Genomic DNA, 15,094 nt, shown 5'->3' on the forward strand with positions numbered 1-15,094 from the left:
CCCAACTATCAGCGTGTTTCGTAGTGCTCTCATCATCCTCTCTATCATTTATCTTCATTCCTTAGCATATGCCCAGGTCGATCTTGAACGGGGGCTGATCGGCTGTTATCCATTTTCAGGAAATGCAAAAGATTATAGCCCAATTGCAAACCACGGAACTGTATCGGGCGCCAAACTGGCTGAGGACCGCTTCGGTAATGCTAATTCTGCTTACGAATTCGACGGCTTCGATGACTGGATCGAAATAAGTCCGGACGATTTGCAGCTCGATACTTTCTCCTACTCGCTGTGGGTGAATCCCAACGCAGCTCCCGCGTACACGACCGCCATGTTCCTGTTTTCAGTCGGCAGCGACTATGGCGACCAGCACGTTCTTTTCGGCGACCATTATTCCAATGACCGGCATACCGGCTTCTCGCACGGTTGCTATCAGGGGGTTGCGGACAATATACTTTGCTCGGGGCCGTCGGTAGAGCCGATCAGGCAATGGTACCATCTCGCGCTCGTGAAGGATGCTAACGATTATACTTTTTATGTCAATGGACAAATGGTTTGCTCCAACAGCGCAAATGGCAAGAAGCCGTTCTACGGAACCAGCACGATTCGCGCCATGATCGGTGCGCGCAACAACTACGGGCAGGCATCCAGTGGTCGCATCGACGATATCCACCTCTACGACCGGCCTTTGACCAAAGATGAGATTGATGCACTGTACAAGGGTCCGAATATGCCGTCGGTTCCTGTGACGGGAGAGCTTACGGTAAGTAAAACCCAAATATGCGCCGGCGAAAGTGTGTCACTGAAAGTTGTATCCAGCAAGCCCGGCTCGGTTTTTAATTGGGAAGTGGATAACGTTGCGCAATCCGAATCTTCGTCGGCATTGTCGCTCAAAACGGAAGCAAGAACCTCCGACTATCAAATAAAAATCCGTGTAAACGTCAGTTTCGACCCAACCTGCTTCACCCAACCTCCTCCGTTTGAAGTGGACAAAACGTTAGAGATCAAAAGTTGTGCAAATCCTCCGGAAGAAACCTCCGGCCTGTGGGTACCAGACATTTTTACACCTAACCGGGACGGCAAAAACGACACGTGGAAAATCTACAACGCCGCGGGAACGGAAGGACTGCGCATTTTTATTTTTAACCGGTGGGGCGAGGTGATCTACTACTCGCAAGGCTACACCAAAGAGTGGGACGGCAGGTACAGAGATGAACTCGTGCCTTCCGGCAGCTACCCGTTCCGGATTCTGTCGGGCGAAAAACTAATCAAACAGGGCAGCCTGATGGTGGTTTACTAGCAACTCCCGATTAAATCCCGGGCATTTCCCGTACATTAGCGGCCAAATTTTTCCCGTCCGGGACTTCCCGCTGGGAGCTTCCAGTCTGGAATAAAAACCTCGAACAGCGTAATGAAGTTAAAGACGATCAAGACCATTCTGAGTCATCCTTTAAATCAGCAGAACAAACTCTCGGCCTTGATGACCTTCTTCAAAAGAGGGGTGGTCATTCGTTTGCATCATCATCCGATGGTGTATCCATTTCTTGAAAACACCTCGCTCGTGGTGGAAAAAGGCATGTCCAGTGCTGAACTTCAAATTTACACCGGGCTGTACGACCTGCATGAAATGCTGTTCCTCACGCATTACCTGCGCCCGGACGACACGTTTGTAGACGTGGGCGCGAATGTGGGCGTGTACACGATCCTGGCCGCGGGTGTGGCGGGTTCGAATGCGATTTCGTTTGAACCGATCCCTTCAACTTTCTCGAAACTGAAAAGGAATGTGACTTATAATCTGCTGGAAGGCCGCGTAGATCTTCGCAACCTGGGTGTGGGCGATAAGGAGGAAAAACTGGTTTTCACCAACAGCCTCGACGCGACCAACCACGTGATCAGCAGCGACGAGAAGCCCGCCGGTGCGACAATCGAGGTGCCCGTGGATACGCTGGATCATTTACTGGCAAACCGGACCCCAAATTTCATCAAGATCGATGTCGAAGGGTTTGAAGCGAATGTCATTAACGGAGCACCGGACACCCTGGCAAATCCCGAGCTGAAAGTAATAATTATGGAAACCAACGGGCTTTCCGACCAATATGAGTTTGGGCAAAATTACCTGCACAACAAACTGTTATCACTCGGCTTTACCCCGCATAGCTACGATCCATTTAAAAGAAATCTACAAAAGTTGGAAACAACGGGCGCGTCGAATACCATTTACCTTCGTGATCTGGAATTCGTTCAGCAGCGCATTAAAACAGCGAGGAGAATCCGCTTCCGCAACATGAATATTTAGTTTGCATTAATTTGCAACTTACTCGCCATTGATAAAAGGCACCCTCTTTTTCACGTTTTCAAATATTACCCTTATCTCCTGGGAAACATCCAGTTTGAGGACCAGGATTGCGAAAGCGATGCACAGGAATGCCGACCGGAGCACGATTGCGACCATGGCGGATAGCTTGGACACTGTAAATTCGGGTTCCAAAAGCGTTACGAGGTACAATGCAGCCAATGCCATTATTACTTTCACTGTGCCGAGTGAGAAAGGTTGAATGCCGAATTTGCGCCAGACGAGAAATAACCTTGAAAGTGAATAAAAGAATGTCGTGATCATGGTCGCTAATGCTGCTCCAATGAACCCGTACATAGGAATGAATAGGAGGTTCAATAAAAATCCGCAAACGGCCGACCCGATAATCAGGTAAGTAGCATATTTGAAATACCTGGAATAAAGAATGATCTCCGTATTGAGGCCGGTTCCGGTGTCGAATACTTTCACCAACGCCAGAAAGAGAACAACCAGTTTTCCTTCCCTGTAAGTTTCGCCTTTGGGAATGAGGTAAAAAATCTCGTCGATACTGCTCCAAATCAACAGGAAAATCAGCCCGCCGACAATCAATTGATTCAATGCCGATTTCGTATTGATCTGCCGGACATACTCGTAATCTTCCTTGCCGAGGGATGTCGATAGCAATGGAATGGATATTTGCGAAATGGCTTTTTTGGGTATTTCAATGACACCGGCAATGTAGGCGGCGATGATAAAAATCCCTGTCTGGATAAGTCCGCGCTCCCCCGCCAGCATGGAACGATCTATAAAAAGCATCAGGTTAACGCCGATTCCACCGAAAATCGTGAAACTGCCGTAGGCCATCATGCTACGGAACAATGGCCAGGTAAGTATTTGCGCATTGGGTTTGAACCAATACCATTTTCCCAGTTTACGGATATAAATGATCAATGTCACGAGCGCCAGCCCATATGAAGAGATCAACAGCCAAAGCATGATTTGGAAGCTGATCCATCCGAATCCGAACATCAGAATGACCATTACATTGGCAAGCCGCAAAAACACTTCCCGTATAAAATTGGGCACGGCAATCCGCGAATTATTCCGGCAGTAGGCTTCCAAAACCGCCATATAAAGCCAGAACAATGTAAAGGGAATGACGAGAATATGGTACTTGATCAGTAGCGGAGAATTTTCAGAATAATAATCCTGAATCCATCCGGAACATGAAAGGTATAGAATTGTGAACAGAATGCTCCCCACAAACGGAAGCCCCAGAAGGAAGGGCAGTATCCCATTATGTCCGGCCTGATCGTCCCGGAATTTGGCAAAGAATTTGTCTGCAATAAGCGGCGTACCCAAATGTGCAAAAGCCGCAAAAAGTAAACTGTTTTCAAAAAGCAGGCGGGTCAATGCCAGTTCTTCTACCGAAAGGAATTTGGTAGAAACATACATTTGATTAATAATCCCAATTCCAACTCCGATATAAGAGCCTACCCCGGCCTTTAAACTTTGTCGTAAAACAATTCCCACGTTAATCTATTTTAGATACTTCTTTTTAATGATTTGCACAATGCGGTCCGAAGCAAAGCCATCCCACAGAGCAGGTAAAGAAGTCGGTTTCTTCTCCCCGTTAATAACTTCACTTATAATATGCATTGCATTGGCGACATTCAAACCGCCCACCAGCCGATTGGTTCCTTCGCCGACCGTCGACGGGCGTTCCGTCGAGTTTCTGAATGTGATACAAGGCACGCCAAAAAAAGTAGTTTCCTCCTGCACGCCCCCGGAATCCGTAATCACCAGCTCCGCATTGGAAGTCAGATTAATAAATTCCAGATAACCCTGCGGCGGCAGCAAATGCAGCCCCTCGATAGTTTCCAGCCGGTGCCAGATGCCTTTGTCGATCAGATTCGATTTGGTCCTGGGATGAATAGGGAAAACCACTGGCCTGAGCTTGCAAACGGCCTCTATCAGCGCTACCAGCAGCATCAGATCTTCGGATGAATCCACATTCGACGGACGGTGCATTGTCATCACGATGTACGCGTTTTTTCTCAAACCCAGCTGTGTTGTCACAGAAAGCTCCGACGCTTTCTCCCGGCAATAAACCAGCGAATCGATCATGACATTACCGACGAAATGAATGTTATCCGGCCCGATACCCTCGCTTCGTAGATTACTAACCCCCAATTCCTCCGAAACAAAAAGCTCGCCGGACATTTGGTCGATCAGTATCCGGTTGATCTCCTCGGGCATACTTTTGTCGCCGCTGCGCAACCCGGCTTCCACGTGAACCAACGGCACACCTTCCTTCGCTGCCACCAATGCGCACGCCAGACTCGAATTCACATCGCCGACGACGATTACCATATCGGGAGATTCGCTTGCAAGTACGTTTTCGAAGGCGAGCATGATCCGGGCCGTCTGCGCGGTATGCGAGCCGCCATGTATGCTCAAAGAATAATCCGGATCGGGCAGCCCCAGTTGCGTCAGAAATACCCTGTACATGGCATCGTCGTGATGCTGCCCGGTGTGAACCAGCTTTACAGAAAACTCCGGACATTTTGCGAAGGCTCTGTACAGGGCCGCTACCTTCACAAAATTGGGCCGCGCGCCCATCACACATAGTATCTTCAACGGCTTCGCTGACGGTTTTTCTGCAAAGGTAGCAGTTTAAGTACCAATACTAACCGCGCCTGCTTTTACTACTTGGGTATTTATTGTGATTTGGAAACGTTTCGACCTACTTTTGCAACCATAAAACCGACTTATGAGCTGATGCCCGCGAGTGCCCCCATCGTCCTTTTTTGCTATAACCGTCCCGAACATTTGCAGCAGACCGTCAGGAGTCTGCAAATGAATACGCTTGCTGCTGAAAGCGAGCTGTATATCTATTCCGATGGGCCTAAACATGCGCAGGAGGCCGGGATTATCAATGAGGTACGGGCTTACATTTCGGGAATTAATGGTTTTAAAAACGTTACAATTTTCGAATCGCCGCAAAATAAAGGGCTGGCGGCATCGGTCATCGAGGGCGTAAGCCATGTCCTTTCCATGCATCCCAATGTGATCGTGCTGGAAGACGATATGCTCAGCACGACGGATTTTCTGTCGTTCATGAACCAGGCGCTGGATGTGTACGCCAACCGGGCCGATATTTTTTCCGTAACCGGTTACACGCCGCCTATCGACGTTCCCAAAGACTATGCGCACGACCTGTACCTCGTGCCGCGGGCGAGTTCCTGGGGCTGGGGCACGTGGGCGCACAAATGGGCGCAGGCCGATTGGCAGGTGAAGGATTTTCAGGCAATAAAAAGCAATGCGGCGCGCCGTCTGGAATTCAATGCGGGCGGCGACGATCTGTGGCCAATGCTCGCCAAGCAGCAGCAGGGTGTGATCGATTCGTGGGCCATTCGCTGGACGTATTCGCAGTTCCTGAACAATGCATGCGGGCTCTACCCTGTTCATTCCAAAATCAAAAACATCGGAACAGACGGCAGCGGTACTAATTTTACATTCAAATCCGGGGAGTATGGTCAGGAAATGGCCGAGGGTGGTGTGCAAATGCCCGCCGACCTGGTGCCCGATGAGCAAATGACCCGGGCATTCCGGAAATATTACCGGTTACCATTCCTTTTAAAAGTTAAAAACAGGGTCAAATACGGCATTTGACCTTCCAATTATATGTACTGGCTACGCTACCTGCTTAAAGAACCTTTTCATGCGCTGGGAACCGCGCGAAACCGGGAGTTTGTGAAATTGCTGCTCAAATACGGCAACCACACCCGCTACAAGCTGACGGACGTAGTATTCGGCGGGTTCAAACTGAAAGCACCGGACACCATGTCCTTTCTCTGGCAGCACAAGGAGATCTTCGCAGACGAGTTCTATTATTTTGAAAGTACCCAACCTCAACCCGTGATTTTCGATTGCGGGGCCAATATTGGAATGAGCGTTCTGTATTTCAAAAAATTGTATCCCAATGCCCGGTTACTAGCTTTTGAAGCCGAGCCGGCAATCGCTTCGCTGCTCCGCCAAAACCTGGAAAGTAATGGTGTTAAGGAAGTTGAAATTATCGATAAAGCCGTGTGGATCAATGACGACGGCATCTGGTTCGGCAGTGAATCGGCGGATTCCTCTTCGATTTACTCCACTGCACAGAAGCGTAAGATCGATTCCATTCGGCTGAAAGACTACCTGGAAAAGGAGAGCCGCATTGATTTTCTCAAAATCGATATTGAAGGCGCTGAAATTGAAGTGCTTCATGATTGCCGCAGCTCGCTTGCGCATGTGCAAAACCTGTTTGTGGAATTTCACTCCTACATTGGCAATGCGCAGGGTCTGGCCGATGTGGTGAAAGTTTTCGAAGAAAACGGTTTCCGCTATTATGTGGATACCAACCAGCACCGGCTGCGGCCATTTACGAACCATCGCTACCGGGGTAACGATGTGATGGACCTACAATTGAATATTTTTGGCTGGCGCGAATAGGCGTCAAAGCCGCGAATCCACCATTTCCTGCGGTAATACTGATTTCAAATCGAATATCACGGAATCAGCGCCGGTAAATTCCCTGAACTCCATGGCGCGAAACTCCTGGTGGGCCACAGCCAGCACCACTGCCTCGTAGCTACCTGCGGGTCGGTCGAGCAATGCAATGCCATATTCTCCCAGTACCTGCTCCCCCGACGCCCAGGGGTCGTGGACTTCCACCTGCATTCCGAAATCGGTCAGTTCGCGGTACACGTCGATCACACGTGTGTTACGGATATCGGGGCAATTTTCCTTAAAAGTAATGCCCAAAATCAGCACCCGGCTGCCCTCGATCTTATGTCCCTTGCGGATCATGAGCTTTACCAGCTTGTTGGCCACAAACACGCCCATCATATCATTTACCCTACGGCCGGACAGAATTACCTGCGGGTAGTAACCCAGCGATTCGGCCTTGTAAGCCAGGTAGTACGGATCGACCCCAATGCAATGGCCTCCCACTAATCCCGGTTTGTATTTTAGAAAATTCCATTTCGTAGCGGCCGCTTCGAGTACTTCCGTGGTATCGATATTCATCCGGTCGAAGATGAGCGCCAGTTCGTTCACGAAGGAGATATTCACATCCCGCTGCGCATTTTCGATCGCTTTCGAAGCCTCCGCCACCTTGATACTGGAAGCCAGATGCGTGCCCGCATCGATAACCGACGCGTACAAATCGTCCACAAATCGGGCCATTTCGGGCGTAGAGCCCGAGGTCACTTTTTTGATCTTTGTAAAAGTATTGACTTTATCACCGGGGTTAATGCGCTCGGGAGAATAGCCGCAGAAGAACCCCTCATTGAATTTCAAACCGCTTTCCCGTTCCAGTACCGGCACGCAATCGTCCTCGGTACAACCAGGATATACCGTGGATTCATAAATCACGACGTCGCCCTTTCTCAATATTTGCCCGATCATCGCGCTGGCTTTCAGCAAATAGGTAAGATCGGGCTTTTTGTAATGATCCACGGGCGTCGGTACAGTGACGATATAGACGTTGCATTCCTGCAATGCGCCTTCATCCCACGAAAATGTAAGGTTAACTGCCTCGCGTAAATCCCGCCGTGAAATTTCCTTAGTGGTATCGTAAGCGTCTTTCAACTCCTGAATGCGCCTTTTATTGATATCGAAACCAGTTACCGGATACTTTTTGCTGAACGCCACAGCCAGCGGCAAACCGACATAACCTAACCCGATAACGGCAATTCTGACATCTGATGTGGGTAACATGGAAGGTACGCTATTAAATGTTCGGGCATAAAACTAGGCATATTTCAGCCTTTCAAAAAATCCCGGTGATGGCGTTACCAAAGTGGATTTGCGTCTTTTAAGATCACAAATTGTGATCTTAAAGAAAGGCCAAGGTATTATACCATTAGGTGTACAAGTTTCTAAGGTCACAAATTGTGACCTTAGAAACTTGTCTTGCCAGCATGTGTACCAGCATTCAATGCGCATAAGGATTTGGCGGAAAAATATGTACCTGAAACCCGTCCTGCTGCATGGCCTTCATAACCTGTTCGGAAGGCAGTTTCTTGAATATCACTGCGCAAAGTACCTGTGAAGGCATTAGCGAAGCTTTTACCAGAAAATCATGAAATGCGAGCTTCCGCTTGATCTTGCGGAATGCCGGCGATGAATCGTCCGCCTTCTCGCGTCCGTACGACGGATGATAGTAGTTATTATTAATACCTTTGAATGCGACCGCCGGTAAACCGATCCCGTTCGCCAGCTTGTCCATTTCGCGCTCGGATAGCTTGAAAACGTAGTTCCCCACGGTTTCAAATGAATACCTGTTTTTCCAGTATTTCTGTAAAGCCTTCGTATCGAAGCGGTCGAATATATTCCTTAATGCAAGCAGGAAAGGCATTTTGGAGATCGGGTCGTGCGGCTCTACCAGGATTACAGCCTCGCGTGCCACGCGCAGCATCTCATATACGCCCAGATACGGACGCGGGAAGTGGTGATAGGCCTCCTTGCAGAATACATAATCGTAGCTATTATCGGCAAATGTCAGACGCTCGACGTTTTCAATGGCATACTTATCAATGAATCCCCTTTCCTTCGACAGCGGCAAAAAAGTACCTGCTATATCGCTGGCGGTGGCATCGAGCCCTTTTTTGAAAAAATGATTGGCATCAAACCCGTACCCATCCCCCACCGTCAGCCACGTTTTCTGCTCCCGCACGAATGGCTCAGTAAGGTCCAGCATGCGCTTGTGGATCCAGTGGTTAATCGTCTGGTGCGCATTATCATACTCCCAAAGTTCGATCGCTTTATTTTTAGCCTCCTGTGTAGCATATTGCAGCTCGTACCATTCCGAATGCGCCTCGTGGCTTTTCTTTTCGCTTGACATTTTCGCGGGGACACCTATTTTGCGATAAAGATACTTTCAACGAATAAGATTTATTTAACGGAGCAAATATTAATTTTATCGGTCTAAAATGGTTATCCGGCCAAAACACGAATTATCTATTGCGATCAAATGGTGCTTCAACTAAGTACTTTTCATTGGGAAGGAGGCGCCGGGGTCGCTGCGGCAAGGTTGCATCAGGCATTACGCAATGCCGGGACCGATTCGCAACTCATGGTTTCGGAAATTTCCAGCCCCGCCCCGCACACGACCGCATGGGCGGATGCTTCCTGGAAATCCAGAAAAGCCTGGGGCAATTTTGTGCTGGAAAGACTTAGTTTTTTGCCTTATGAAAAAGACAAGTCCGTCCGTTTTGCCTTCTCTCCTGCTGTTGCCGGCGCCGACATTGCCGATCATCCGCTGGTGAAACAAGCCAGCATTATTCATTTGCATTGGATCAATTTCGGATTCCTTTCGATGAAATCACTGGAAAAGCTCTTCGCTCTCGGCAAACCGATCGTATGGACGTTGCACGACATGTGGACTTTCACTGGCGGCTGCCATTACAACCGCGGTTGTGAGCGCTATCTTTCGCATTGCTGCTATTGTCCGTATCTCAAAAAGCCGGGCGAATATGATATCGCTTTTACCCAATTCGAAAAAAAGCAACGTCTTTACCAAAATACCAACCTTACGCTGGTTTCTCCCAGCCGATGGCTGGATAATCTCGTACAAAAAGCTGCATTAACGAATGGGAAACCTTCACGGGCCATTCCAAATTGCATTGATACGAACTTCTTCAAACCCGGTGACCGCATAGGTGCACGCAATGCATTAGGCCTGCCGGCAGACAAGCGATTGCTCCTGTTCGCAGGCGCCAACACACAGGACCCGCGCAAGGGCTTTACCTACTTCCGGGAAGCCATGCAGGACCCCGATCTTGCCGGCACGGAAGTAATGATTCTTGGCAAAGGGAAGCCGGAAAACTTCAAGGATATGCCTGTCAAAGTGCATTTCCTCGGTAAAATCTCGGATTCGGCGCAAATGGTACAGGCTTACAATGCGGCCGACATGCTCATTGTTCCGTCACTCGAAGACAACCTCCCGAACACCATTATGGAAGCCATGGCTTGCGGAACACCGGCGGTAGGCTTCGACACCGGAGGCATTCCGGAGATGATAGGGCATTTGGAAAGCGGTTTCATATCGAAATCCAAGTCGCCTTCCTCACTTTCAGAAGGCATTCAATGGGTGCTGAGCCATAATTCGAATGGCGCCATCTCGGAGCAGGCGCGTGCGAAGGTTTTGCAACACTATTCGGAAGAGGTGATAGCGAGGCAGTATTCCCAACTTTATGACTCCCTGCTTCATGGATAGCCCATTGTTAACCATCATTACCGTGACTTTCCAGGCCGAAAAATTCCTTGGCCGGACATTAAATAGTGTAGAAAGGGCTTTGTCTCAGGTAGAAGATCGCAAGCTACTGGAATACCTGATCATCGACGGCGGCTCAAAAGATCAGACACTCAGCATCGCCGGCCAGTATAATCAACTGATTTCCAAAGTCATTTCCGAAAAAGACAAAGGCCTTTACGACGCCATGAACAAAGGCTTACGGCTTGCGACGGGGAAATATGTATGGTTTTTGAATGCGGGTGATGAGGCTTACGACGATCAGACGCTGCAAAAGCTTCTGGCATCGCTCGAAAGCGGCGGCGCGGTGTATTATAGTGATGCCATGATGGTTCGCGAAGACGGCACCGAAGTGGGTTTGCGCAGCCGGTTTACTCCGCATACATTACCGACAAACCTTCGTTGGCAGGACTTCGCGCTCGGCATGAAAGTATGCCACCAGGCCTTTATCGTGCGGAAAGACATTGCGCCGGTGTATGAATACCAGAATCTCAGCGCCGACATCGATTGGGAAATCGAGTGCCTGAAACGGGCCGACAACGTGCATTACCTGCCGTTCGTCCTCTGCCGTTATCTGTTAGGAGGCCTTTCCGTCAAAAATCACCGCCGTTCGCTCACCGACCGGTACAAGGTCCTGAAAAAGCATTTCGGACTTGTACCGACGTTGTTCAACCACCTCCGCATATTCTGGCGCGGGTATTGGTTTGCTAAAAAGAACGGGAAATACTGGTAGCGGCTACATTAATTGCTATTCCCACGTAATCCAGGATTTGGCATCCTTGGCGCTTACCATATCGTATGTTTCATCCGACGTCTGAATCAGGTAAAATCCGGCGGGATCGAATAAAAGATCACCCGATTTGTCTACGGCGCCGCCCGCTGGTATTACGCCAAATGTCCCGAGCTGGGTAAATACCGCACGGCCATCCGCTGTAAAAGTAGGCTTTGCCGGAGCATGTCCGTTATCCAGATAAATGCCGTCCTCATCATTAAAAATAGGTGCGAATGCATCATACTGGGGATTGAAAGCCGGCGAGTACATATAGAACCAGTATGGACGGCCCTGATCATCTTTCAAGTCATTTACCTTGAATGCGTCGTCAACACCATTTACGTGAAAGCCCATAGAGGACCGCCAGTCGCCACCGGATTCAACCGGTGCCTGCCACCATCTTCGCGCAGCTGCCAGATCGACGGATAACGGTTTGATCGCGCTTACCACTACCCCGCTTGCACCGCCGCCGCTGAAACCGACCTGCGTCGAATTAGCATTCCAGGTAATGTTGGTGAAACCTGTGATGGTTTGCGAGCCGTTTACCAGTGGGGATACGAACGCTACACCCGTCGGATTAAAGTAATAGCTGGTAGTAAAAGTTTTCGGCACGTTTCCGTTCAACCAGGTCATTTTAATGGTCCTTGTATTCTGATTAACCGTAATTTCATAGGTGTTTGCACCGAGCGTAACACGCTTGAAATAGGGAATGTATTTGCTGATATTATTAAATAGAACAGCCTTCGCCAGATCCCCGTTCGTATAGGCGGTCGCCTGCGCCTGCGTGGCTTTGGTAAGTACCAGACGGCTCTGGTTTTTGCGACCGACAAACGCCATGCGATCCTCGCTCAGGGAATCACCGTAGATGCTGAATTCGAAATCAGATTTGAGGCCCTCGCCAAGTGTTCCGCCGTTGACTTCGTTATCAGGGTCCGCCAACACGTGGAGGTATGAATAGGTGTCGAATATCAAAGAAGGTGTTTGCATGGCCTTCAACCGGTAACTGCTTTCTTTCGACTTGGCAGCAGCAGCGTCGGAGAAATCGGAATACATTGTAACACGGTTTTTGTCATCGAATTTGAAATAAAACCCGTAACTCCCGCCACCGCCAGGATAAATGACCGCATTCCAGCCATAAGGCGCTTCTACGAGTTGCTTTTCGTATGAGGCCAGTGCCGCGTTCAAACGCACATCCGCCGATTCTTCAAAAACCGTGTCATCCTTGTTTTCACAGGAGAAGAATACAGTGGTGAGAAACAACAGGTATAAAAATGATCTCTTCATCTGGCGTTAAAACAGTTTGTTCATCGAAGTCCGCACTTTGGTTTGCAGACTGTAAAAATCAATCTTCCACGTATTCTTGTAATAGGCTACAATAATAGCCTCTTTTTGCCGCAATGCGGCCTGTGCCTGCGCCTTTGTTACGCCGCTGGGGCTTGTGCCTTCCGGTATCGAGTTCACGATCTTATCGAAACCTGCCCGTCCTTCGGTGAGCATCATGGCGATCATCTCCACAAAATCCTCGTCGAATGAAGAGGAGCTATAAGCGGTAATAAAACCGTCGCGGCGGGCGGCGGCATCACTCCAGTTGATCCAGTTCCCACCCTGATAATACGCTTTTGAAATATTCTTGTATTCGACGGGATAGAATACTGTCTGATGCAGAATATGGCCAAACTCATGGTGAATCGTGTGCAGGAACCAGTCTTTTACAAACGAAGAGTCTCTTCCCGGGTCATATCCCTGCATTCCTTTGATCTTGAAGAGGTTTACCCCGAACAGGATCACTTTCCGACCGCCCTCCGCCGTTCCGAGCGTAATAGATCCCGATTCGACATTGTACTCATTGCTCCCCGAGAGAATGAAGAATTTGGGTGAATATTTATTGTAAAAAACTTTTCCCGCTTCCTCTACGTACGGGGTTGTCCATGCTTTTTTAATCGTGCTCAACAACGGAATTACCTGTGATTCATCCGGTGGCACCAGGTTTTTGGTCATGTTTCCGAACTCGAACTGGTCCCACTTATATTTCGCGGAAATATTGTAGGGAGCAACAAGGCTATCCTGGATCCATTTGTCAATCGGTCCCTCAGCCCAAACGTCGCCACCCAAGCCGGGAATGTCGTCTACATTGCCCAGGCCCTCCTCTTTGCAGGACGTCATGCCAGCCAGCAATGCGGCAATAATGCAATGGGTAAAATGTCTGAATATCGTTTTCATGGTTGAATGGCTTTCTTACCTGGGATTCTGTGTTATACCTGAAAGTGCCGCTGTCTGTGGAAGCTGTAATACCCTGCGGTTATCTCCCGCGGGAACCGTAATGACCGATCCCGTGCGGGTTTGATGCGTTACGGTTCTGTTGTATCGTTGAAGATCGAACCACCGCATGCCTTCCTGCACAAACTCCACACGTTTGAATGCAAGCACGGTTTCAATGATGTTATTTCTGAGGTTGCTGGTACCGAAATAGTCTCGCATGCTAGCGGCAGTCACCTTGTGTGCCGATGGATTATAGTTATCCACCCGTTTGCTTACGTAGGTATTGAGGTCTGTCAGGCAGGCGGCTGTATTGTTGAGATAGGCATTGGCTTCGATCCTGTTGAAGAGCACTTCTTCGACGGTAAAAATCGGCAGCATTACATAAGGAAACCCTATTTCGGCATTCACTGATTCGCGCACAAAGTATTCGGTAAGTTTTGGAATGAAGTAGTTATTTTCGCCGCGGTAATATAATGGAAATGCCCAGCCCGCATTGCCCGCAATGATCCGCTCGCTCACAGAAATCTCCTGCCATTTGCCATACGTCATTCCATAACGATAGGTAGGCGCAAACCGCCCGAAATTCGATGCGGTTTCGACAAGCAGCAAATTGGCATTTTCAGTAGCACGGGAATAGATATTGAAAAGTTCAGCCGGCGACATGCTCGAATAAGTCGTATTCCAAGGGCGCATGTTTTCCGCGAAGTTATTACTTGGAAAAACCGCATTGGCATATTGCAGTACTTTCTGATAGTCTTTCTTCACGAGGTAAAACCGGCTCGCAAATGCATTAGCGGCAGCAAGGTTGAAATGGTATTTAGGTATTGTGTATGTTCCATCGCTGATCAACGGAAGCCCTTCCTGCAAATCCTTTTCGATCATCTGGTACACGCCGGCCACGGTGCCACGTTCGTACTGCTTGATAACCACACTTTCAGGCACAGTTACATAAGGTATACCAGGACTTTCGTTGCCTTGTTGCGGATCGAAAAATCTGCAGTAGTAATTCACGAGCATAAAATGTGCATAGGCACGAGCCAGCAATGCCTCGCCTTTTTGCGCATTGTAATTTTCAGGGTCTGAAACCTTGCTTATAATGTCCAATGCCTCATTGGCTACCGAAACTGCTCGATAGCATTCAGCCCAATAAGAGTCAGGTGAATCCTGATCATCGACAGTTGCTTCTACTACTTCGAAAAGGAACGAGCCTCGGTTGGTTTTGTCATCCTCGCCCACTCCTTTATCAGCCACATTATCACTCATACTTTCCGAAAACACAACATAACCTGCCTGCGGATAGGCGGTTGTGAGCAGTTGAGATACCTTTTTGGGCGTGTTGATGATCGCCCGTGTGCTGTCCGGCTCCTTCGAAAGGAAGTCTTCGCAACCTGCCAGGGCCAGTAGTGGCAGGAACAGCATTATTTTTCTGAACTTTCTGATGGTAATCATATCTTCAAAATGAATCATCCTCAAA

General features: G+C 48.9%; 13 protein-coding genes. 6 read left to right on the forward strand and 7 right to left on the reverse strand.

The genetic code is table 11. The annotated features are described in order from the left end of the window. The first annotated feature begins 13 nt into the window (after positions 1-13). On the forward strand, positions 14-1,297 hold the full coding sequence (locus BLQ88_RS15090) for a LamG-like jellyroll fold domain-containing protein (protein WP_176884997.1): 1,284 nt from the start codon (positions 14-16) through the stop codon (positions 1,295-1,297). A 111-nt stretch (positions 1,298-1,408) separates the two neighbouring features. Continuing rightward, complete coding sequence (locus BLQ88_RS15095; protein ID WP_090151437.1) at positions 1,409-2,293, forward strand: FkbM family methyltransferase; 885 nt, start codon at positions 1,409-1,411, stop codon at positions 2,291-2,293. 18 nt (positions 2,294-2,311) lie between these two features. Here the strand turns inward: BLQ88_RS15095 and BLQ88_RS15100 are convergent, their stop codons facing one another. Then, positions 2,312-3,745: an MATE family efflux transporter gene (locus BLQ88_RS15100; protein ID WP_090151439.1), complete on the reverse strand. Its 1,434-nt coding sequence runs from the start codon at positions 3,743-3,745 to the stop codon at positions 2,312-2,314. A gap of 84 nt (positions 3,746-3,829) precedes the next feature. After that, positions 3,830-4,930, reverse strand: coding sequence for a non-hydrolyzing UDP-N-acetylglucosamine 2-epimerase (gene wecB, locus BLQ88_RS15105; RefSeq protein ID WP_090151442.1), 1,101 nt, complete (start codon positions 4,928-4,930; stop codon positions 3,830-3,832). A 141-nt stretch (positions 4,931-5,071) separates the two neighbouring features. Between wecB and BLQ88_RS15110 the strand changes: the two genes are divergently transcribed. Next, positions 5,072-5,965 carry a glycosyltransferase gene (locus tag BLQ88_RS15110; protein ID WP_090151445.1) on the forward strand — a complete coding sequence of 298 codons (894 nt, stop codon included), beginning with the start codon at positions 5,072-5,074 and terminating at the stop codon, positions 5,963-5,965. A gap of 12 nt (positions 5,966-5,977) precedes the next feature. After that, a complete protein-coding gene (locus tag BLQ88_RS15115) occupies positions 5,978-6,784 on the forward strand; it encodes an FkbM family methyltransferase (protein WP_090151447.1) in 807 nt (268 codons plus the stop codon). 3 nt (positions 6,785-6,787) lie between these two features. On the opposite strand, the gene BLQ88_RS15120 is transcribed toward BLQ88_RS15115, so the two are convergent. Next, positions 6,788-8,053 (reverse strand): nucleotide sugar dehydrogenase, encoded by a 1,266-nt coding sequence (locus tag BLQ88_RS15120; protein ID WP_090151449.1) that lies wholly within the window; start codon positions 8,051-8,053, stop codon positions 6,788-6,790. 217 nt (positions 8,054-8,270) lie between these two features. Then, complete coding sequence (locus BLQ88_RS15125; protein ID WP_090151452.1) at positions 8,271-9,179, reverse strand: class I SAM-dependent methyltransferase; 909 nt, start codon at positions 9,177-9,179, stop codon at positions 8,271-8,273. A gap of 129 nt (positions 9,180-9,308) precedes the next feature. Here BLQ88_RS15125 and BLQ88_RS15130 point away from each other — a divergent pair, with 129 nt between their 5' ends. Both BLQ88_RS15130 and BLQ88_RS15135 read left to right on the forward strand, forming a co-directional pair. Continuing rightward, positions 9,309-10,553 (forward strand): glycosyltransferase family 4 protein, encoded by a 1,245-nt coding sequence (locus BLQ88_RS15130; protein ID WP_090151455.1) that lies wholly within the window; start codon positions 9,309-9,311, stop codon positions 10,551-10,553. After that, complete coding sequence (locus BLQ88_RS15135; protein ID WP_090151459.1) at positions 10,546-11,322, forward strand: glycosyltransferase family 2 protein; 777 nt, start codon at positions 10,546-10,548, stop codon at positions 11,320-11,322. Before BLQ88_RS15130 ends, BLQ88_RS15135 begins: the two co-directional genes overlap by 8 nt. A gap of 15 nt (positions 11,323-11,337) precedes the next feature. Here the strand turns inward: BLQ88_RS15135 and BLQ88_RS15140 are convergent, their stop codons facing one another. Genes BLQ88_RS15140 through BLQ88_RS15150 form a run of 3 tightly spaced genes read right to left on the reverse strand, consistent with a single transcriptional unit; the run spans position 11,338 to position 15,069 of the window. Further along, on the reverse strand, positions 11,338-12,645 hold the full coding sequence (locus tag BLQ88_RS15140; RefSeq protein WP_090151462.1) for a DUF4302 domain-containing protein: 1,308 nt from the start codon (positions 12,643-12,645) through the stop codon (positions 11,338-11,340). A gap of 6 nt (positions 12,646-12,651) precedes the next feature. Beyond that, entirely contained in the window at positions 12,652-13,581 is a 930-nt protein-coding gene (locus BLQ88_RS15145; RefSeq protein ID WP_090151464.1) for a zinc-binding metallopeptidase, read from the reverse strand. A 15-nt stretch (positions 13,582-13,596) separates the two neighbouring features. Continuing rightward, the gene (locus BLQ88_RS15150; protein ID WP_090151594.1) at positions 13,597-15,069 is read right to left on the reverse strand and encodes a RagB/SusD family nutrient uptake outer membrane protein; all 1,473 of its coding nucleotides are present in this window, start codon (positions 15,067-15,069) and stop codon (positions 13,597-13,599) included. Positions 15,070-15,094: the final 25 nt, after the last annotated feature.

Source organism: Dyadobacter soli (genome assembly GCF_900101885.1).
Classification (GTDB): Bacteria; Bacteroidota; Bacteroidia; order Cytophagales; family Spirosomataceae; genus Dyadobacter; species Dyadobacter soli.

Excerpts from the sequence above, each read along its gene's own strand:
- BLQ88_RS15095 (WP_090151437.1), top strand. The coding sequence starts at position 1,409 with ATGAAGTTAAAGACGATCAAGACCATTCTGAGTCATCCTTTAAATCAG.
- BLQ88_RS15100 (WP_090151439.1), bottom strand. The coding sequence starts at position 3,745 with ATGTATGTTTCTACCAAATTCCTTTCGGTAGAAGAACTGGCATTGACC.
- BLQ88_RS15110 (WP_090151445.1), top strand. The coding sequence starts at position 5,072 with ATGCCCGCGAGTGCCCCCATCGTCCTTTTTTGCTATAACCGTCCCGAA.
- BLQ88_RS15115 (WP_090151447.1), top strand. The coding sequence starts at position 5,978 with ATGTACTGGCTACGCTACCTGCTTAAAGAACCTTTTCATGCGCTGGGA.
- BLQ88_RS15120 (WP_090151449.1), bottom strand. The coding sequence starts at position 8,053 with ATGTTACCCACATCAGATGTCAGAATTGCCGTTATCGGGTTAGGTTAT.
- BLQ88_RS15125 (WP_090151452.1), bottom strand. The coding sequence starts at position 9,179 with ATGTCAAGCGAAAAGAAAAGCCACGAGGCGCATTCGGAATGGTACGAG.
- BLQ88_RS15130 (WP_090151455.1), top strand. The coding sequence starts at position 9,309 with ATGGTGCTTCAACTAAGTACTTTTCATTGGGAAGGAGGCGCCGGGGTC.
- BLQ88_RS15135 (WP_090151459.1), top strand. The coding sequence starts at position 10,546 with ATGGATAGCCCATTGTTAACCATCATTACCGTGACTTTCCAGGCCGAA.
- BLQ88_RS15140 (WP_090151462.1), bottom strand. The coding sequence starts at position 12,645 with ATGAAGAGATCATTTTTATACCTGTTGTTTCTCACCACTGTATTCTTC.
- BLQ88_RS15145 (WP_090151464.1), bottom strand. The coding sequence starts at position 13,581 with ATGAAAACGATATTCAGACATTTTACCCATTGCATTATTGCCGCATTG.
- BLQ88_RS15150 (WP_090151594.1), bottom strand. The coding sequence starts at position 15,069 with ATGATTACCATCAGAAAGTTCAGAAAAATAATGCTGTTCCTGCCACTA.